The following is an 18,331-nucleotide window of genomic DNA, read 5'->3' as shown; positions in this document are numbered from 1 at the left end:
TAACAAGCTGAAAGATGCACCAAATGGAAGGCCCCGCATGCGGGGCCTTCGTCTTTCCAGCGTCGGGAAATCAGAGATTCGGCGCCAGCAGCCGCTCCAGCACCTTCTCGTCCATGCCGCGCCGCTCGGCCATGTCGTGTAGCTGGTCCTCGCCGATCTTGCCGACGTTGAAGTACGTGCTCTCGGGGTGGCCGATGTAGAAGCCGCTCACGCTGGCGGCGGGGGTCATGGCCAGGCTTTCCGTCAGGCCCATGCCGATCTCCTCGCACTGCAGCACGCGGAAGAGGTCGGTCTTGGCGCTGTGGTCCGGGCAGGCGGGGTAGCCGGGCGCGGGGCGGATGCCCTGGTACTTCTCGGCGATCATGTCTTCATTGCTCAGGGCCTCGCCGGCGGCGTAGCCCCAGAGGTCGGTGCGCACGCGCTGGTGCAGGCATTCGGCGAAGGCTTCGGCGAGGCGGTCGGCCAGGCCCTTGAGCATGATGGCGGAGTAGTCGTCCAGCGCGTCGATGAAGGCTTGCTCCTTCTTCTCCACGCCCAGGCCGGCCGTCACGGCGAAGAGGCCGGCGTAGTCGGCGATGCCGCTTTCCTTGGGCGCGACGAAGTCGGCCAGGCACCGGCTGGGGCGCATCACGCCGTCGATCACCTGCTTTTCGGTCTGCTGGCGCAGGCCGTACCAGGTCATGGCGACCTCGGTGCGGGTCTCGTCGGTGTAGAACTCGATGTCGTCGCCCACGCTGTTGGCGGGGTAGAGGGCGAGCACGCCGCTCGCGCTGAGCCAGCGGCCTTCGATGACCTTCCTGAGCATGGCCTGGCCGTCGGCGAAGACGCGGCGGGCCTGCTCGCCCACCACCTCGTCGTCGAGGATGGCGGGGTACGGGCCGGCCAGGTCCCAGGTCTGGAAGAAGGGGCCCCAGTCGATGTACTTGGCCAGATCGCCCAGGTCGAAGTTCTTGAACACGCGGCGGCCCAGCAGGCGGGGCGGCTGCGGCCGGTAGGTGCTGAAGTTGACCGGCGTGCGATTGGCGCGCGCCTTGGCCAGCGGCCACATCGGCGTCTGCTTCCTGTTGGCGTGCTGCTGGCGCACCTTGTCGTAGTCGGCGTTCAGCTCTTCGACATAGCTCTGCGCGCCATCGCCCAGCAGGCTCTGCGCCACGCTCACGCTGCGCGAGGCGTCGGGCACGTAGACGACGGGCCCTTCGTAATGCGGCGCGATCTTGACGGCGGTGTGCACGCGCGAGCAGGTGGCGCCCCCGATCAGCAGCGGGATCTTCTTGACGCGAAAGTGCTCGTCCTTCTGCATCTCGCCGGCCACGTACTGCATCTCTTCCAGGCTGGGCGTGATGAGGCCCGAGAGGCCCACGATGTCCGCGCCCTCGACCTTGGCCTTGGCCAGGATCTCGTGGCACGGGACCATCACGCCCATGTTCACCACCTCGAAGTTGTTGCACTGCAGGACCACGGTGACGATGTTCTTGCCGATGTCGTGCACGTCGCCCTTCACGGTGGCGATGACGATCTTGCCCTTGCTGCGCACGTCGCGGCCGGCGAGTTCGTCCTGGCGCTTTTCTTCCTCGATGTAGGGAATCAGGTGGGCCACGGCGGACTTCATCACGCGCGCGCTCTTGACCACCTGGGGCAGGAACATCTTGCCGGCGCCGAACAGGTCGCCCACGATGTTCATGCCGTCCATGAGCGGGCCTTCGATCACGTGCAGCGGGCGGCCGCCGCCGGCCAGGATCTCCCGGTAGGCCTCTTCCGTGTCTTGCACGATGAAGTCGGTGATGCCGTGCACCAGCGCGTGGGCCAGCCGCTCGCGCACCGGGGCGTTGCGCCATTCGAGCTTCCTGCTTTCGTCCTTGGCGCCGCTCTTGGCGGTCTCGGCGATCTCGACCAGGCGTTCGCCCGCATCGGGCCGGCGGTTGAGCACCACGTCTTCCACCCGCTCGCGCAGGGTGGGCTCCAGGTCGTCATAGACGCCCACCATGCCGGCGTTGACGATGCCCATGTCCATGCCCGCCTTGATGGCGTGGTAGAGGAACACGGTGTGGATGGCCTCGCGCACCGGGTCGTTGCCGCGGAAGCTGAAGGAGACGTTGGAGACGCCGCCCGAGACCTTGGCGCCCGGCAGGTTCTGCTTGATCCAGCGCGTGGCCTCGATGAAATCCACCGCGTAGTTGTTGTGCTCCTCGATGCCCGTGGCCACCGCGAAGATGTTGGGATCGAAGATGATGTCCTCGGGCGGGAAGCCCACTTCATCGACCAGCACGCGGTAGGCGCGCTCGCAGATCTCGATCTTGCGCGCGTAGGTGTCGGCCTGCCCCACCTCGTCGAAGGCCATGACCACGGCGGCGGCGCCGTAGCGCTTGACGAGGCGCGCCTCGTGCTTGAACTTCTCCACGCCCTCTTTCATGCTGATGGAGTTGACGATGCCCTTGCCCTGGATGCAGCGCAGCCCGGCCTCGATCACCTCCCACTTGGAGGAATCCACCATGATGGGCACGCGGGCGATGTCGGGCTCGGAGGCGATGAGTTGCAGGAAGCGCACCATGGCGGCCTTGCTGTCGAGCATGGCCTCGTCCATGTTGATGTCGATGACCTGGGCGCCGTTTTCCACCTGCTGGCGCGCCACGGCCAGGGCCTCTTCGTACTGGCCGTTGAGGATCATGCGCGCGAAGGCCTTGGAGCCCGTCACGTTGGTGCGCTCGCCGATGTTGACGAACAGCGTGCCCTCGCCGATGGAGACCGGCTCCAGGCCGGAGAGCTTCATGGGAGGAAGGGAATGGGGGGCGGACATGGGGCTCACCTGCGCGGACGGTGGGAAAGGACAGGTGAGCGTCGTTGGCATCGAATCTTCGGCACGGGCTCCGAGCCTGACGGCGCGCCCGCGGCGGTCGTGACCGACGCCGGCGGACGGGCCGCTGCAACGCTCCTCGGAGGGCGGGCGGATTTTAAACGGGGACGGCGGCGCGCGACCGGGGGAGGCCCCTTCGCCTAGCGCACCGGCAGGAACTGCAGGAAGGTGCCGCCCACCAGGTTCTGCACGTAGCTGATGGCGGCGCGGCGGTACTTCTCGGCCACCACGGCGGCCAGCAGGTCGAGCCGCGCGATGATCTTGCCGAACTCGCGCTCGAAGCTCACGTTGCGCACGCCCGGGCCGATCTCGTCGGCCAGCAGCAGCGGCCGGCCGTCCGGGCCCTGCCGCTGGGCGATGAGCCAGACGGCGATCTCCACGTTGCGCGCGGCGTTGTAGAGGTGCTGCGCGTCCAGCCCGTCGACCAGGAAGAAGCGGGTCTTGCCGCCATGGGCGGTGACGATCATGTCGGCCGTGGCGTGGATGACCGCGGCCACCCGGTCGCCCGTGAACTCGGGGCTGAGCGAGAAGGCCAGCGCGGCGATGTCGCGGCGCCCCTGCAGCGGCGCCCAGGGCTGGCGCTGCTCGATGGCGTCGCGCACGCGCTGCCCGGCCAGGATGCGGCCCGGCAGCTGGTCCGGTGCCTGGCCCTTGCGCCACTCGGCCGGGTTGCGGCGGTAGAGCTTGTCCATCAGCAGGTAGAGGCTGTCCAGGTTGGCGCGCATGCCCAGCGTGGCCATGCGGTTCACGTCGGACTGCGCCAGCTCGGTGGGCTCGATGTCGGCGGCCTGCACCTCGCCGCGCTCGGTGTGGGCCGGCGTTCCGCATCCGGCCAGCAGCGCGCCGGCCAGCGCACAGCCCTGCCCCAGCAGGCAGCGGCGGGAAAGAGGGAGGTCGGCCGTCTTCATCACGTCCGGATTATGGGCAGGCGCCGGGCGCCTTCTGCCCGGCGCCGTGCTGCAGCGCACCAAATGCAGGCGCCCCCCGGACGGTGTGCGGCGCGCCGGGCACCGCCCTGCCGCGGAAGCTGGCCGGCTCTCCCGGGAATTTTCCTTTCCAGGCAATGCTTTCATGCTCCTGTTTTTGAGTCTGGCATGCAAATCGCTTTGACCTGCGCACTGGTCTGACCTGTCAGGCCACCGATCCACCAAGCCCATGCACAGCATTCCTTCCTCCGTCGCGCAAACGCTGCAGCAGCAGATCCTGAGCGGCCACTACGCCAGCGGCAGCCCGCTGCCCGCGCAGCGCGAACTGGCGCAGCGCCTGGGCATCAGCCGGGCCTCGCTGCGCGAGGCACTGTCGGTGCTGGAGACGCTGGGGCTGGTGGACATCCTGCCCGGCCGGGGCGTGATGGTGCGGGGCCCGCATGCCAGCGGCGAGCGCACGCACCGTGCCTTCGCCACCCCCGAAATGGGCACCCTTTCGCCGCGCCAGCTGATCGAGCTGCGGCTGGTGCTGGAGCCCGGATGGACGGCCCTGGCCGCCGGCCGCGCCGATGCGGGCGCGCACCACCAGTTGCAGTGGCTGCAACAGCAGCAGTCCGAAGCGCTGCGGCGCAACGACCTGCTGAGCGCCGCCGAGGCGGACCTGCATTTCCACCTGCTGCTGGCACAGCTGTCGGGCAACCCCGGCCTGATCGCCATGGCGCGGCAGCTGGAGCCGGCCATCGCCCACAGCCTGCGCCTGCCGTTCGCCCGCACGGGCGCCGACGACGAGCCCGCGCGCGAGCACGACGCCATCGTGCAGGCGCTGCGCGCGGGCGATGCCGCGGCCAGCGCCCAGGCCATGCACGCCCACCTGCTGTCGGCGGCGCGCCGCGGCGGCATCGACATGGGTGCGCCGGAGCCCCCCGCGGCCGGCGCACCGGTTTCCTTTCGCCTCGTTCCCCCCTCTCCCCCTTTCCCTGAAGGAGTTTTCCAATGACCCGCACCGCCATCACCCCCCCGACCGCCCGCCGCGGCGCCCTCCGCGCCCTGCTGGCCGCCACCGCCTTCGCGGCCGCAGCCCTGGGCGGCGCGGCGTCCGCCCGTGCCGACGTGCTGGCCAACATCCAGAAGGCCGGCGTGGTCCGCGTGGCCATCCCGCAGGACTTCCCGCCCTTCGGCTCGCTGGGCACCGACCTGAAGCTGCAGGGCTATGACATCGACATGGCCAACCTGGTGGCCAAGGAACTGGGCGTGAAGGTCGAACTGGTGCCCGTCACCAGCACCAACCGCATCCCCTACCTGACCACCGGCAAGGCCGACCTGGTGATCTCCAGCCTCGGCAAGAACGCCGAGCGCGCCAAGGTGATCGACTTCACCCAGGCCTACGCGCCCTTCCCCAAGAGCGTCTATGGCCCCAAGGAGGCCGTCATCAAGGGCCCGGCCGACCTGGCGGGCAAGACCATCGGCGTGACGCGCGGCTCCACCGAAGACCTGTCGCTGACCAAGCTGGCTCCCGCGTCGGCCACCATCAAGCGCTATGAAGACAACAACGCCACGGCGCAGAGCTACCTGACCGGCCAGGTGCAGTTGGTGACGCTGGGCAACATCGTCGCCAACGCCGTGAACGAGCGCACCAGGCTGCGCCAGCTGGATGCCAAGTTCGCCGTGGAAGACACGCCCTGCTACGTGGGTGTCGCCAAGGGCGAGGACGCGCTGCTGCAGAAGGTGGACGCGATCATCACCAAGGCCAAGTCCGACGGCCGCCTGAACGACATGTCGCAGCGCTGGATGAAGATGCCGCTGCCCGCCACGCTGTAAGCGGCCGGGACCGCACCGTCCGCACCAGGCCACGTTGACCGGAAGAGACCTCCTCCATGGCATATGCATTCGACTTCGGCGCCGTCTTCGACTACAGCGGCCAGCTGGCGCAGGGCGCCGCCTTCACGCTGGGGCTGACGACGGCCGGTGCCGTGCTGGGCGGCGTGATCGGCGTGGCCGGCGGCGTCTGCCGCGCGTGGCGCATCGCGCCGCTGAACTGGCTGTTCAAGCTGTATGTGGAGGCGATCCGCAACACGCCCTTCCTGGTGCAGCTGATGTTCGTGTTCTTCGGCCTGCCGTCGCTGGGCCTGCAGCTCAATGAATGGCAGGCCTGCCTGCTGACCACCGTGGTCAACCTGGGCGCCTACCTCACGGAGATTGTGCGGGCCGGCATCCAGGAAACGCCGCGCGGCCAGCTGGAGGCCGCGAGCGCGCTGGGCATGGGCCGCTGGGCCTGCTTCCGGCACGTGGTGCTGCGGCCCGCGCTGCAGAAAGTGTGGCCCGCGCTCAGCAGCCAGATCGTCATCGTGATGCTGGGCACCTCGGTGGTGTCGCAGATCGCGGCGCAGGACCTGACCTTCGCCGCCAATTTCATCCAGTCGCGCAATTTCCGCGCGTTCGAGACCTATATCGTGGTGACGGCGCTTTACTTCGCGCTGGCCCTGCTGCTGCGCCAGGCGCTGGCCTGGATCGGGCAGCACGTCATCGTGGCGCGCCGCGCGCCGGCCACGTCCACGCCCCGCCCCGCCGCCGCGCCGGCCGGAGACGCCGCATGATCGCCGACATTCCCCTGCTGCCCATCCTGCTCAAGCTGGCCGAAGGCCTCTGGGCCACCCTGCTGCTGTCGCTCATGGCTTTCGCGCTGGGCGGCGCGGCCGGCCTGGTGGTGCTGTTCGCCCGCGTGGGCCGGCACTCCGGCCTGCAGCGCGTGAGCCGCACCTATATCCAGGTCTTCCAGAACACGCCGCTGCTCATGCAGATGTTCCTGGTGTTCTTCGGCGCGTCGATGGCGGGCTTCGACGTATCGCCCTGGACGGCCGCCGCCATCGGCCTCACGCTCTACACCAGCGCCTACCTGGCCGAAGTCTGGCGCGGCTGCGTGCAGGCCATCCCCCGCGGGCAGTGGGAGGCGTCGTCCAGCCTCGCCATGGGCTACTTCCAGCAGATGCGCCACGTGGTGCTGCCGCAGGCCGTGCGCCTGGCCATCGCGCCCACCGTGGGTTTCTCGGTGCAGATCGTCAAGGGCACGGCCGTGGCCTCGATCATCGGCTTCGAGGACCTCACCAAGCTCGGCTCGATGCTGGCCAACGCCACCTTCCAGCCCTTCCTCATCTACGGGCTCGTCGCCGCCGGCTACTTCCTGCTGTGCTGGCCGCTGTCCGCCTGTGCATCCCACCTGGAGAAGAAACTCTATGCCGCTCGTTGACGTCTGCGCCGTGCACAAGTACTACGGCGACAACCATGTGCTCAAGGGCGTGGACCTGCGCGTCGAAAGCGGCCAGGTCGTGGCCATCATCGGCCGCAGCGGCTCGGGCAAGAGCACGCTGCTGCGCTCCATCAACGGGCTGGAATCGATCAACGACGGCCAGATCGTCGTCGATGACGCCGTGCTCAAGGGGGCGCAGGCCACGGCCGCGCAGCTGCGCGCACTGCGCCTGAACGTGGGCATGGTGTTCCAGCAGTTCAACCTGTTCCCGCACCTCACGGCGGGGGAGAACGTGGCGCTCTCGCCCGTGGTGGTCAAGGGCACGAAGAAGGCCGAGGCCCGGCAGCTCGCCCGCGAGATGCTCGCCAAGGTGGGCCTGGCCGAGAAATACGACGCCTACCCCGACCAGCTCAGCGGCGGCCAGCAGCAGCGCGTGGCCATCGCCCGCGCCCTGGCCATGCAGCCCAAGGTGCTGCTGTGCGACGAGATCACCTCCGCGCTGGACCCGGAGCTGGTCAACGAGGTGCTCGCCGTGGTCAAGCAGCTGGCCACCGAGGGCATGACGCTCATCATGGTCACCCACGAAATGCGCTTCGCCCGCGACGTGGGCGACCAGCTGGTGTTCATGCACCAGGGCCGCGTGCACGAATGCGGGCCTGCCAGGGAATTGTTCGCCCAGCCGCGCACGCCGGAACTGGCCGGCTTCATCGGCGCGGTGCAATGAGCGGGGGAGTGGTGCTGCCGGTGCAGCCCCTCACCGCCGAAGCCTTCGCGCCCTACGGCCAGGTGATCGCGCTGGGCGGCAGCGGCACCCGGCAGATCCCCATCAACGATGGCCGCTGCATGCGCCACCACGACCTGGCCCGGCCCTTCGCCGCCGGGCCCGGCGCTGTGGCCTTCAGCCTGTTCGATGCCGCCGCCACCGCGCTGCCGGCGCGGCTCACGCTGATGGAGCGGCACCGGCTGGGCAGCCAGTCCTTCGCGCCCTTCGGCGCCGCGCTGCAGCTGGTGGCCGTGGTGGCCGATGCGGCCATCGCACCCGAAGCGCTGGGCCCTGGGCATCTGCGCGCCTTCGTCACCGACGGCCGGCAGGGGCTGCAACTGGCCCCGGGCGTGTGGCACCACCCGCTGCTGTCGCTGCAGGCCGGCCCCTGGCTGGTGGCCGACCGCATCGCGGCGGAGGTGGATTGCGATGTGGTCCCCATCCACGCGTGGGGCGTGGACTGCAGGCTGTAGGGCGGAACGCTGCGCTACAGGACCGCGGCCTCGCGGGCAGCGGACGAGGCATGCACCCGCACGATGTCCTCCGTCACCCGCAGGAACGCATCCACCTCCTGCACCGTGTTGCAGTGCAGCGGCGACACGCGCACCGCGCCCTTCAGCCCGAAGGATTCGAGCATGCGCCGCGAATACAGGCTCGCCACGCTGCGCTCATAGACCGTCACGCCGCGCAGTCCGTATTCGTGCACGGCCTGGGTGCAGTCCACGCCGTCGATGCCGATGGCGATGATGAGGTCGCGCAGGGTGAGGTCCGGGTGGTCCAGGAACACCTGCACGCCAGGCATGCCGCGCAGGCCGTGGCGGGCGCCGCCGTCGCCGTCCAGCAGGCGCGCCAGCAGGGCCCGCTCGTGCAGCATGATGCGTTCGATGCCGGCCGCGAACAGGGCCCGGCGCGGCCGCTCGCCGGCATCGGCGCCCGCGTCCAGCGCGGCGGCCAGTTCCGGCAGTTCCTTCAGGGCCTGGCAGCCCAGCCAGCAGACGTAGTCGGCGATCTCGGTCACCACCGCGAACTGCCAGGGCGAGGAGCTGCCCAGGTCCCAGAAGCCCTCCGGCTTGGCCGAGAGCTTGTGGTGCGGCAGCGCGGCAGCGCGATCCGACAGCCAGGCCAGGCCGGAGCCCCGGCAGCCGAAGAACTTGTAGGGTGCGATGTTGATGCCGTCCACCGGCGTCTTCTGCAGGTCGATCAGGCCATGCGGCGCGTGCTGCACGGCATCCACCACGATGTAGAGGTCGGGCTTCACGGCACGCGCCGCGGCCACGATGCGCTCCAGGTCCAGCTTGGCGCCGGAGATGTTGGAGGCGTAGATCACGTTGAGCAGCGTCGTGCCCTCGTCCACCAGCCGCACGACGGCGTCCACGTCCACCCCGCCCGTGGCCGGGTTGCTGGGCGCCACGCGCAGTTCGCGGCCGGTCTCGCGCGCATAGCGCTCCATGGCGTCGTAGGACGAGGGGTGCTCCAGCACCGTGGTGACCATGTTGGTGCCCGGCACGTTCAGCGCGATGGCGCGCACCATCTCGAACATGGCGCCCGATGCGGTGAGCGCGGCATGCACGCTGCCGCCCTCGGCATTGAGCATCATGCGCAGGTCGTCGGTGCCCGTGGCCTGGATGCCCTGCAGTTCGCGCGCCACGGGGTGGATGCGCTCGGTGTTGTCGGGCACGGCGTCGATCTGCGCGAAGCGCTCCACCGCCGCCTTCAGGCGGAAGGAGCCGCCCGCGTTGTCGAAATACAGCCGCGGGCGCCCTGCATGGTCGTGGTCCACCTGCAGGAAGCGGCCGCGCACCTCGCGCATCACCGCCTCCGGGAACAGCAGGCCCTGCGGGTAGCGGGCCGAAATCGCGTCGTGGCCGGCCATCACACGCCCTTCTTGCTGGGGTTGCGGTAGGCCTCGCGCACGGCGTCCGTCATCGGGAAGTTCAGGTTCACGTTGTTGGGCGGGATCGGCTGGGTGAACCAGCGGGCGTAGAGGCGCTCCATCTCGCCGCTCTTCATGAGCTGGGTGACGGTCTCGTCCACCAGCGCCTCGAACTGCGGATCGTTCTTGCGGAACATGATGCCGTAGGGTTCCTGGCGCAGCACCACGTCGCGCAGCATGCGGTATTCGCCCGGATTGGGCGAGGAGGCGATGAGGCCTGCCAGTTGCACGTCGTCCAGCACATAGGCGTCGGCCCGGCCGTTGGCCAGCAGCAGGAAGGCGTCGGCCGTGTCCTTGCCGCTCAGTTCGCGCACGTCCAGCGCCTCGGCCCGCTTGTAGGTGCGCAGCAGTTGCACCGAGGTGCTGCCGGCCACGGTGGCCACCGTCTTGCCCGCGAGATCCGAGAGGGAGTTGATGCCCGAGTTCTTCTTCACCGCCACGGTGATGCCCGCCACGAAATGGCTGGGCGCGAAGGAGACCATCTGCTGGCGCACCACGGAATTGGTCGTGGTGGCGCAGTCCAGGTCCACCGTGCCGTTCTGCATCAGCGGGATGCGGTTGAGCGAATTGAGCAGCGTGTACTGCACGCGCAGCGCCGGCAGGCCCAGCTTGGCCTTCACCGCATCGACGATCTTCAGGCAGATGTCGTTGGAGAAGCCTACCGGGTCGCCGCTGCCCTTGGGGCTGTACGAGAACGGGATCGAGCTGTCGCGGCTGCCGATGTGGATCACCCCGGTCTGCTTGATGCGTGCCAGCGTGTCGATCTCCTGCGCGCTGGCGGCGGCGCCGTGGGCCAGCAGGCAGGCGCCCAGCACGGCGGCCAGGGACGAGGACGAGAAAAGGCGGCGGGAAGTCATGGCGGGCACTCCTGGATGAAGGCGGCTGCGGACGGAGAAAAAGCCGCGGGCGTCAGCGCCACGGCCGGGATGCAGCCCATTGTGAGAGTCGTGTCATTTCTCGAAAAGCGATTTTTTGTGCTCGAATCGCATGAACAAAAGCGATGAATCGACACCCGCCATGATGACCTTCAAGCAACTGGAAGCCCTGTACTGGATCGGCCAGCTCGGCGGCTTCGCGCCGGCCGCCCGCAAGCTGCACACCACGCAGTCCGCCATCTCCAAGCGGGTGCACGAGCTGGAGCAGATCTTCGACACCGCGCTGTTCGACCGCAGCCAGCGCAGCGCGCGCCTGACGGAAAAGGGCGAGGAGATGTTCATGCTGGCACGCAAGCTGCTGCGCGAGCGCGATGCGGCGGTGGAGCAGTTCGGCAAGCCCGGGGTGATCGAACGGCGCCTGCGCATCGGCGTGACGGAGCTCACGGCCATGACCTGGCTGCCGCGCCTGGTGGGGCTGGTGCGCGCGCACTACCCCAAGGTCACGCTGGAGCCCGACGTGGACGGCAGCGTGCCCCTGCGCGACAAGTTGCTGGCCGACGCGCTGGACCTCGTCATCGTGCCCGACGCCTTCGCCGACAGCCGCCTGCCCGCCAAGCCCGTGGGCCAGGTCGAGAGCGCCTGGATGTGCCGCCCCGGCCTCGTGCAGCCCCCCGCCCCCGGCCGCCCCGTGCGCCTGCACGACCTGGCCGCCCACCGCCTGCTGGTGCAGGGCAATGCCTCCGGCACCGGCCGCATCTACGACGGCTGGATGCGCGAGCGCGGCGTGGAGCCCGCGGACACCCTGGTGGTCAGCAACCTGATCGCGCTGGCCGGCCTCACCATCTCCGGCCTGGGCGTGAGCTACCTGCCCCGCCACTGCCTCGCCCCCCTGGTCGCCGCCGGCATGCTGGCCGAGATCGAGGTGCAGCCACCGCTGCCGCCCGTGCCCTATGTGGCGATGGTGCGCGGGGACCAGCGCAGCGCCCTGGTGGCGTCGGTGATCATGCTGGCGCAGTCGTGTTGTGACTTCACGCGTGTGTTTCAGGCCGGCGGCGATGCCGGCTCCTCGTGACGCGGGTCAGCCGGCGTTCACCAGTCCCTGCAGATGGGCGAAGCCCGCCGCCTCCGCGAACTGCGGCAGCTTCCATATCGCCCCATTGACGCCCCATGTGCCATCGGCGACTTCCTGCAAAACCACCGAACTGGCCAGTCGACGCGTGTCCTGTGCCGGCATCGATTGCTGGAACGCCTGGTGCAGCGCCTGCACGTACAAGGCCCGCGCGGCGTCATCCAGCACACCTGCGGGCAGATAGACCCAGGCCACGCAGGGCAGCAGCTGCGCGGTGAGGTCGGCGCCGCCGCAGGTCCAGGCGCCGGAGGCGGCTTCGTCGATCAGCACCCAGCACAGCATGCGCTTGCGCGGGTCTGCCGGAATCTGCTCGGCCAGCGCGGCAGCGTCGTTGATGCTGCGCACGAGCGCAGCGCGCGCCTCGCCGGGGTAGGAGTCCTTGGGAATGCGAACAATGATGTGGGGCATGGTGGCTCATTGCAAAGGGTGAGGAAGACCCGCCATTGCACTCTGCCCGCCGCTAGACTGCGAGTGTCGATTTCGACATCTTTCCAGCGAAATCTGCCATGCACGACTTCACCCTTCTCGTGCTGCCTGGCGCGTATGCCGCCAGCGTCGCGCTCACGCAGGACATGCTCCAGGCCGCCGCGGCGCTGGCGCCGCGCTGCAAGCTGCCGCCTCCGCGCTGGCGCGTCGTGTCGCCCGGTGGCGGGGCCGTGCAGCTTTCCGGTGGGCTGGGCATCGCCACCACGCGCATGCCCGTGCGCGCGCCAGCCGATCCGTCCACCTGGGTCGTGCCGGGGCTGGGCGTGGACGGCCCCGGCGACGTCGCAGCCCGCCTGTCCGGCCCGGCAGCCCACCAGGCCGCCGTGCGCCTGGCCCGGCACGTCGCCGCCGGCGGCACGGTGGCGGCCTCCTGTTCCGCCGTGTTCCTGCTGCAGGCCGCGGGCCTGCTGCGCGAACGCCGCGCCACCACGTCGTGGTGGCTGGCGCCGGAGCTGCGCCGGCTCCAGCCCGACTGCACGGTGGACGCCGACCGCATGGTGGTCAGCGACGGCCCGGTGACCACGGCCGGGGCGGCCTTCGCGCAGACCGATCTCATGCTGCACCTCATCCGCGCGCGCTTCTCCGCCGCCCTGGCCGACGCGGTGGGCAAGGTGCTGCTGGTCGACGGCAGGCAGGCCCAGTCGCGCTTCATGGTGCCGGCCATGCTGGCCGGCGGCAACGAGCTGATCGGGCGCCTGACCGCGTTCATCGAATCGGCGCTGCCCCATCCCCCCAGCGTCGGCGAACTGGCGGAGGCCTTCGCCATGTCGTCCCGTACGCTGGCGCGCCACGTGCGCGCCGCCACCGGCCAGAGCCCGCTGGCCCTGGTCCAGGCCGTCCGCCTGAACCGGGCGCGCCTGCTGATCGAGAACAGCCGGATGCCGGTGGACCAGGTCGCTCAGGAGGTGGGGTATATCGACGCTACGGCATTGCGGCGGCTGATGCGCCGGGGGGCGGGGGCCAATCCCAGTGCTTTTCGTAGTGGGGCGGGCTGGCGATGATGCTTGCTGATCAAGGGTGAGGAGTCGCTTCCCGTGGAGCGATTTTGCGTGGCTTACACGTGATCAGGGCTGTTATCGGCCAGAGGCAGTCGGTGATGGCAGATGAAAGCGGGCGCTCAACGCCCAAGGTAAGCCGCGCCGGAAGGAGCGAAGCGAGTGCAGGGTACCAACACTCGCCAATAAAATGGCGAAGCCATGGTCAGTGTTGGCGTCGGCTTGACCGTAATGTTAGGCCACGGATATTTTTTGGTATTGAGCTTCATGTGCGAAACCGCGAATCAGTGACGGCAGATGTGAGTTTTCTGAACTCTTCATCTCGGGTTCGTGGGTCGAGAACTTTTTGTATTTCGCTCGTGAACAGTCTTTTTGCTTGCTCAATAGCCATTCGACGAGGGCCGTTCTTGGTTGCATCGGAATAATCAAGCTTGCTTACTTCTTGATATGTGTGAACCAGACCGTCGAGTACGGCATGGCGATAGCCTTGGAACGCCTCGTGTTTGTGTTGTCCGTATTGTTCTGTCATGTAGTTGGGGAAGAACCAGCGCCCCCTGTCAATTTGGGCAGATAGCTCTACCCGCAGCTTGTGGCGAAGCTCAAAGTACTCACCTGCCTCCATTCGCTTTGGATCAAGTTCGCACAAATGAAATGCTTCCGAGAGCAGATGCATTGCATCATCCGACCACCTCAACAGGTCAGAGAAATACTCTCTTCGCCATTTGGCTGTTGTGATCTTTTGATTCAACTGCTCACGTTGAAAGTTCCAAACACCAACTAAAGCGCTTAGTGCGGCAACAGCCGCCGAAATGGCGGTTATTAGGAGTGAGGTACTGGCGTCCATGGTATTTCTTCTCTGAGGCCTAACGCCCAAGGTAAGCGGCGCCGGTGCATCAAAGGTGCGTAGGGCACCAATACAGGCCATGAAAATGCCGAAGGCATGGACTGTGTTGGCGTCCGCTTGACCGACTAGTTAGATCGAGCTTGCTCAGCGCGCTCATTCCAGCGACTCCTCGTCACGCAGCTCAATCAGCTCGAAAGCCCTAAAGCTTAAGGCCTGCTTGGGGTGTCAAGACTATCAATGAGGGGCATCAAGCCCTGATTCACTACTAGTCCGCCAAATGCAAAGGCGAGACTGTAAGACCAATGATTTGAGTGGAAAACTCCAATGCAAAAACCCAGAATGCCGTATAAAAATATGACGCCAAGCGGAAGTGCTGAGAAAATCCGTGTCAGCCAACTGACTCCGAGTAATTCGGACCATTTTCCTTGAACCACTCGACTCCAGAAGATATGCCCGGAAAAAATTGTAATGAATCCCATCGTGTAGCCAAATATGGCGCTTGACGCCATCGTGTAGCCCTGTTTTGCGAGGAAATCGCCGGCCTGGAACGAACCGATCCATGCGATGCCGCCCCAGAATCCCAGCTGAACTTGCCAGTTTCTCAATCCTCTATCTCCTTAAGAATTTAATTTTACATAGCGCCCCTGCGCTTAAGGGCGAACCCGCGGCCTAACGCCCAAGGTAAGCGGCGCCGGGAAGAGCGCAGCGAGTGGACGGCACCAACAAAGCTCATGAAAATGGCGAAGCCATGGACTTTGTTGGCGTCCGCTTGACCGCCCAGTTAGGCGCTGCATTTGGATTTAACGCTAGTCATGGAAGGCTCAATCTAGCGTCCATCGCGTTTTGCGATACCTGCAAGTTTGTCAGCCGGAAGACCGTTGTAGAGGTCAGCAATTTCCTTTGGCTCCGTAATCATCTTTGCCGCGATGAAGTTGACCAGTCTAAAAAGCTTAATGACCGTTTCTCGGTCGTCCCGAAGGTCGATAGAGCCAGGGTGAACTGCTTCATTGCCAATAACCCGAACACTATCAAGAGCCTCTTGAACACTTGGGGGGAGTCCCTTTGCGACTAGCGATGCCACGTCAGTATTAATATTTTTTCCCGGCTGCCCCAGATGCTGGCAGAGCTTTTGAACAGCTAGACGAAGTAGTGCTGCTGCGCCGCGAGGTGAGAAATTGGCAATTAGTCGAGCCTCTTCGTAGTCGTCTTGAATATCTTGAGGTAGGTCAGCACTAGGCGGCTCAACGGTAGAGTGCAGCGGATAGATCATCACGTCACCGTGCCAGATGGTGGGCTCGCCGCAAGCTTCGCAGCGAGATACAAGAAACGCCTTGTTCTGGTACATGCCGCCATAGCCATTGCTTTCGGTTGAGCCGGACATGTAGTACCAATTTTGTTTTGCGTACACCCCGCAGCGAGTGCAGTTGAAGGCTTGTTTTTTTAATATCGGTGGTACGTGATTGACCTTCGTCATTTAATAATACTCCACGAGTTTCGATTGCATAAGCGCCCAACTTAATGTAGACCGCACTAAGCCGCAGGCCATATCTGGCGCTTGCGGTCTAAATTGGCGCGAAAAAAAACGCGGAAAGGGGCTGCAGCCTAGATTGAAGGCGAGCAATCTGTACAAAAATACAGCTCCAAATTCAGCCATGAACCCCACCTCCCCCTCCTGTGCTAAGCGCCGCACGGTTGCTGGATCAGGTCCGTGAGCGAATTCGTTACAAACACTATAGCCTGCGCACGAGCAGGCCTGCGTGCAATCGGTGCGCATGTTCGTGAAATGGCACGGCTTGCGGCATCCACGAGACATGGGGCGGCTGGAAATCGAAGGTTTTCCTCTACCGCGTTTTGGCCGTGGGGTGGTCGTGGTACGCCAAGCCAAGGGCGACAATGATCGGCAGCGGGAATGCGGCGCTACTCTCCCCAAAAACCATGAACCATCCCATCGACATCCTCGCCCACAACCAGGCCGCCTGGGACCGCCAGGCCGCGCAGGGCTGCGAATGGTCCGCCCCGGTCGGCCCTGAAGCCATCGCCGAAGCGCGCGCCGGGCGCTGGCAGGTCCACCTCACGCCGGGCCCGCTGCCCGCGGGATGGCTGGAGCAGGTCGCCGGCCTGCGCATCCTCTGCCTCGCCGCCGGAGGTGGCCAGCAGGCCCCCCTCCTCGCGGCGGCGGGCGCCGAGGTGACGGTGTACGACGCCTCTGCCGGCCAGCTTGCGCAGGACCGGGCCGTGGCCGAGCGGGAGCGGCTGGACCTGCGCTGCGTGCAGGGCGACATGCGGGACCTGGGCGTGTTCGCCGATGGCAGCTTCGACCTCATCTTCCACCCCATCTCCAACCTCTACGTGCCGGATGTGCGACCCGTGTGGCGGGAGTGCGCGCGCGTGCTCGTGCCCGGCGGCACGCTGCTGTCGAGCTTCTGGAACCCGGTGGTGTTCATCGGCGACCGGGACCCGGCACTGCGCGCCCAGGGCCTGGTGAAGCCGGTATGGCGACTGCCCTATTCCGACGTGGAGCACCTGCCGCCCGAAGCCCTGGCGGACAAGCAGGGCCGGGGCGAGGCCGTGGTCTTCGGCCACACGCTCGCCGACCAGATCGGCGGGCAGCTGGATGCGGGGTTCGTCCTGACGGGGTTCCATGAAGACTGGCAGCCGCATCCGCGGTTCGTGGTGGAGAACGTCATGCCGACGTTCATGGCGACTCGGGCAGTGAAGAGGGCATAAGGGCAGCGTCGAGCATACCGGCCAGCGGGCCGTCGGCACCGCCCCGTCGCAAGGGCCGTTCCGCTGCACGATGGCTCACGCATCGCGCCGCTCTGTCACGCCTTTGCCAGAGGAGCGACCCTGCGCAGCCACGCTCCGGCCAGCGCGATGGCGAGCGCGATGGCCATCAGCCCGGCGTCCACTGCGAAGGTGATGTGCATGCCCCGCGCGACGGCAGCCCCGCCCGCGCTCGCGACATCGGCCGACGACGATGCTGCTGCAAACACCGCGCCCAGGGCCGCCACGCCGGTGACGAGGCCGAGGTTGCGCGCGAGGCTCAGCAGTCCGGAGACAAGACCGCGCTGCGCTGCGGCGGCGCCATGCATCAGCGCGGTGTTGTTGGCGGCCTGGAAGCTCGCGTAGCCCACCGTCGTCACCACGATGCCGGCGAGCCAACCCGCCACGCCCAGGCCCGATGGCAGCAGCGCCAGCAGCAGGGTGCCTGCAACCATCGCGGCGAGGCCGAAAACCACCACTCGAGAGGCGCCGACGCGGTCCACGACGCGCCCCGCCGGCGCCCCCGCCAGCGCAGACACCATCGGGCCGCACGACAGCACGACGCCCACGATGCCCGCTGGCAAGGCCAGCGCGCGGGAGAGGTAGAACGGGCCGACCACGAGCGTGGTGGCGATCACGGTCGCCACCAGCGCCGTCGTCGCGAGGCCCGCGCACAGCGCCGCGTCGCGGAACATCGAGAGCCGCACCAGCGGCGCGGCGGCACACGCCTCCACCGCCACGAACGCGAGCCCGCCGGCCAGCGCGACGGCCATCCACGCGAGCGCATGGCCGCGGCCGACCGTCGTCGCGATCGCGTAGGCAGCGAGCGTGCCGGCCAGCAACACGGTGCCGGGAATGTCGAAGCGCGGCCCGGTGCCTGCGGCGGCAGGGCGCGCCATCGGCAGGTGCCGGCTCGCCAGCCACAGGTTGAGGAGGCCGATCGGCACGTTGACGAGGAAGATCGCGCGCCAGCCCAGGGCCGTGGTGAGCAGGCCGCCCAGCGACGGGCCGAGCGTCGTGCCGATGGCCGACATCGTGCCGAGCAGGCCCATCGCCGCGCCGGTGCGTTCGCGCGGCATCGTCTCGCCGACGAGCGCGACGGTCAGCGCCAGCATCGCCGCGGCGCCCAGGCCCTGCAGCACGCGCGCTGCCGCCAGCGTGGCGAGCGTCGGCGCAAGCCCGCACAGCAGCGAGGCGACAGTGAACAGTGCGACACCGGCGACGAGCAGCCGCCCGCGCCCGAGCAGGTCGCCGAGCCGGCCGGCACCGACGATCAGGGCAGTGATGGTGAGCAGGTAGGCCAGCACCACCCACTGCACCTGCGCGAACGATGCCCCGAGGGCCTGGGCGAGCACGGGCAGGCTGGCATTGGCGATGCTGGTGTCCAGCGAGGGCATCAGCATCGTCAGGCACAGGGCGGCGAGCGCGGGTCGGTTGTCGTTCATGGCATCTTTCCGGAGTTTTTCCCGCAGCGTAGGGACGAACGAGACCTGGCGGAAGACGCATGGATTGCATTGAATAG

General features: G+C 67.3%; 18 protein-coding genes and 1 riboswitch. Of the genes, 9 read left to right on the top strand and 9 right to left on the bottom strand.

Going from position 1 to position 18,331, the window contains the following annotated elements; genetic code table 11:
- Positions 1–70: 70 nt before the first annotated feature.
- Positions 71–2,767, bottom strand: coding sequence for a methionine synthase (gene metH, locus ACGHC0_RS01445; protein ID WP_415267235.1), 2,697 nt, complete (start codon positions 2,765–2,767; stop codon positions 71–73).
- 56 nt (positions 2,768–2,823) lie between these two features.
- Positions 2,824–2,938, bottom strand: a riboswitch (S-adenosyl-L-homocysteine riboswitch).
- 53 nt (positions 2,939–2,991) lie between these two features.
- Entirely contained in the window at positions 2,992–3,759 is a 768-nt protein-coding gene (locus ACGHC0_RS01440) for a hypothetical protein (RefSeq protein WP_368355567.1), read from the bottom strand.
- A 247-nt stretch (positions 3,760–4,006) separates the two neighbouring features.
- Between ACGHC0_RS01440 and ACGHC0_RS01435 the strand changes: the two genes are divergently transcribed.
- Genes ACGHC0_RS01435 through ACGHC0_RS01410 form a run of 6 tightly spaced genes read left to right on the top strand, consistent with a single transcriptional unit; the run spans position 4,007 to position 8,257 of the window.
- Positions 4,007–4,774, top strand: a complete 768-nt coding sequence (locus tag ACGHC0_RS01435) for a FadR/GntR family transcriptional regulator (protein WP_368353691.1) — start codon at positions 4,007–4,009, stop codon at positions 4,772–4,774.
- Positions 4,771–5,595 carry a transporter substrate-binding domain-containing protein gene (locus ACGHC0_RS01430; protein WP_368353690.1) on the top strand — a complete coding sequence of 275 codons (825 nt, stop codon included), beginning with the start codon at positions 4,771–4,773 and terminating at the stop codon, positions 5,593–5,595. The genes ACGHC0_RS01435 and ACGHC0_RS01430 overlap by 4 nt, the downstream gene beginning before the upstream one ends.
- Positions 5,596–5,651: 56 nt before the next feature.
- Positions 5,652–6,371, top strand: a complete 720-nt coding sequence (locus ACGHC0_RS01425) for an amino acid ABC transporter permease (protein ID WP_107128366.1) — start codon at positions 5,652–5,654, stop codon at positions 6,369–6,371.
- Positions 6,368–7,021: an amino acid ABC transporter permease gene (locus ACGHC0_RS01420; RefSeq protein WP_107128365.1), complete on the top strand. Its 654-nt coding sequence runs from the start codon at positions 6,368–6,370 to the stop codon at positions 7,019–7,021. Before ACGHC0_RS01425 ends, ACGHC0_RS01420 begins: the two co-directional genes overlap by 4 nt.
- Positions 7,008–7,745, top strand: coding sequence for an amino acid ABC transporter ATP-binding protein (locus ACGHC0_RS01415; RefSeq protein WP_107128364.1), 738 nt, complete (start codon positions 7,008–7,010; stop codon positions 7,743–7,745). Before ACGHC0_RS01420 ends, ACGHC0_RS01415 begins: the two co-directional genes overlap by 14 nt.
- Positions 7,742–8,257 (top strand): ureidoglycolate lyase, encoded by a 516-nt coding sequence (locus ACGHC0_RS01410; protein ID WP_415267234.1) that lies wholly within the window; start codon positions 7,742–7,744, stop codon positions 8,255–8,257. Before ACGHC0_RS01415 ends, ACGHC0_RS01410 begins: the two co-directional genes overlap by 4 nt.
- Before the next feature lie 14 nt (positions 8,258–8,271).
- Here the strand turns inward: ACGHC0_RS01410 and ACGHC0_RS01405 are convergent, their stop codons facing one another.
- Together ACGHC0_RS01405 and ACGHC0_RS01400 are read right to left on the bottom strand one after the other, a co-directional pair.
- A complete protein-coding gene (locus ACGHC0_RS01405; protein ID WP_415267233.1) occupies positions 8,272–9,657 on the bottom strand; it encodes an aminotransferase class V-fold PLP-dependent enzyme in 1,386 nt (461 codons plus the stop codon).
- Positions 9,657–10,574, bottom strand: a complete 918-nt coding sequence (locus ACGHC0_RS01400) for an amino acid ABC transporter substrate-binding protein (protein WP_107128360.1) — start codon at positions 10,572–10,574, stop codon at positions 9,657–9,659. Before ACGHC0_RS01400 ends, ACGHC0_RS01405 begins: the two co-directional genes overlap by 1 nt.
- A 163-nt stretch (positions 10,575–10,737) precedes the next feature.
- Between ACGHC0_RS01400 and ACGHC0_RS01395 the strand changes: the two genes are divergently transcribed.
- The gene (locus tag ACGHC0_RS01395) at positions 10,738–11,664 is read left to right on the top strand and encodes a LysR family transcriptional regulator (protein ID WP_415268376.1); all 927 of its coding nucleotides are present in this window, start codon (positions 10,738–10,740) and stop codon (positions 11,662–11,664) included.
- Positions 11,665–11,670: 6 nt separating this feature from the next.
- On the opposite strand, the gene ACGHC0_RS01390 is transcribed toward ACGHC0_RS01395, so the two are convergent.
- A complete protein-coding gene (locus ACGHC0_RS01390; RefSeq protein ID WP_415267232.1) occupies positions 11,671–12,129 on the bottom strand; it encodes a tautomerase in 459 nt (152 codons plus the stop codon).
- A 98-nt stretch (positions 12,130–12,227) separates the two neighbouring features.
- Here ACGHC0_RS01390 and ACGHC0_RS01385 point away from each other — a divergent pair, with 98 nt between their 5' ends.
- Positions 12,228–13,208, top strand: a complete 981-nt coding sequence (locus ACGHC0_RS01385; RefSeq protein WP_415267231.1) for a GlxA family transcriptional regulator — start codon at positions 12,228–12,230, stop codon at positions 13,206–13,208.
- 259 nt (positions 13,209–13,467) lie between these two features.
- Here the strand turns inward: ACGHC0_RS01385 and ACGHC0_RS01380 are convergent, their stop codons facing one another.
- The 3 genes from ACGHC0_RS01380 to ACGHC0_RS01370 form a co-directional block, all read right to left on the bottom strand.
- On the bottom strand, positions 13,468–14,046 hold the full coding sequence (locus ACGHC0_RS01380; RefSeq protein ID WP_415267230.1) for a hypothetical protein: 579 nt from the start codon (positions 14,044–14,046) through the stop codon (positions 13,468–13,470).
- A 206-nt stretch (positions 14,047–14,252) separates the two neighbouring features.
- Positions 14,253–14,651 (bottom strand): hypothetical protein, encoded by a 399-nt coding sequence (locus tag ACGHC0_RS01375; RefSeq protein WP_415267229.1) that lies wholly within the window; start codon positions 14,649–14,651, stop codon positions 14,253–14,255.
- 221 nt (positions 14,652–14,872) lie between these two features.
- Positions 14,873–15,520, bottom strand: coding sequence for a DUF4145 domain-containing protein (locus tag ACGHC0_RS01370; RefSeq protein WP_415267228.1), 648 nt, complete (start codon positions 15,518–15,520; stop codon positions 14,873–14,875).
- A gap of 461 nt (positions 15,521–15,981) precedes the next feature.
- On the opposite strand from ACGHC0_RS01370, the gene ACGHC0_RS01365 reads away from it, so the two are divergent.
- Complete coding sequence (locus ACGHC0_RS01365; RefSeq protein ID WP_415267227.1) at positions 15,982–16,773, top strand: class I SAM-dependent methyltransferase; 792 nt, start codon at positions 15,982–15,984, stop codon at positions 16,771–16,773.
- Between the two features lie 95 nt (positions 16,774–16,868).
- Here the strand turns inward: ACGHC0_RS01365 and ACGHC0_RS01360 are convergent, their stop codons facing one another.
- Complete coding sequence (locus ACGHC0_RS01360; protein WP_415267226.1) at positions 16,869–18,254, bottom strand: MFS transporter; 1,386 nt, start codon at positions 18,252–18,254, stop codon at positions 16,869–16,871.
- Positions 18,255–18,331 lie beyond the last annotated feature (77 nt).

Source organism: Acidovorax sacchari (assembly GCF_042847045.1).
Classification (GTDB): Bacteria; Pseudomonadota; Gammaproteobacteria; order Burkholderiales; family Burkholderiaceae_C; genus Paracidovorax; species Paracidovorax sacchari.
This window is presented reverse-complemented; position numbering and strand designations above follow the sequence as displayed.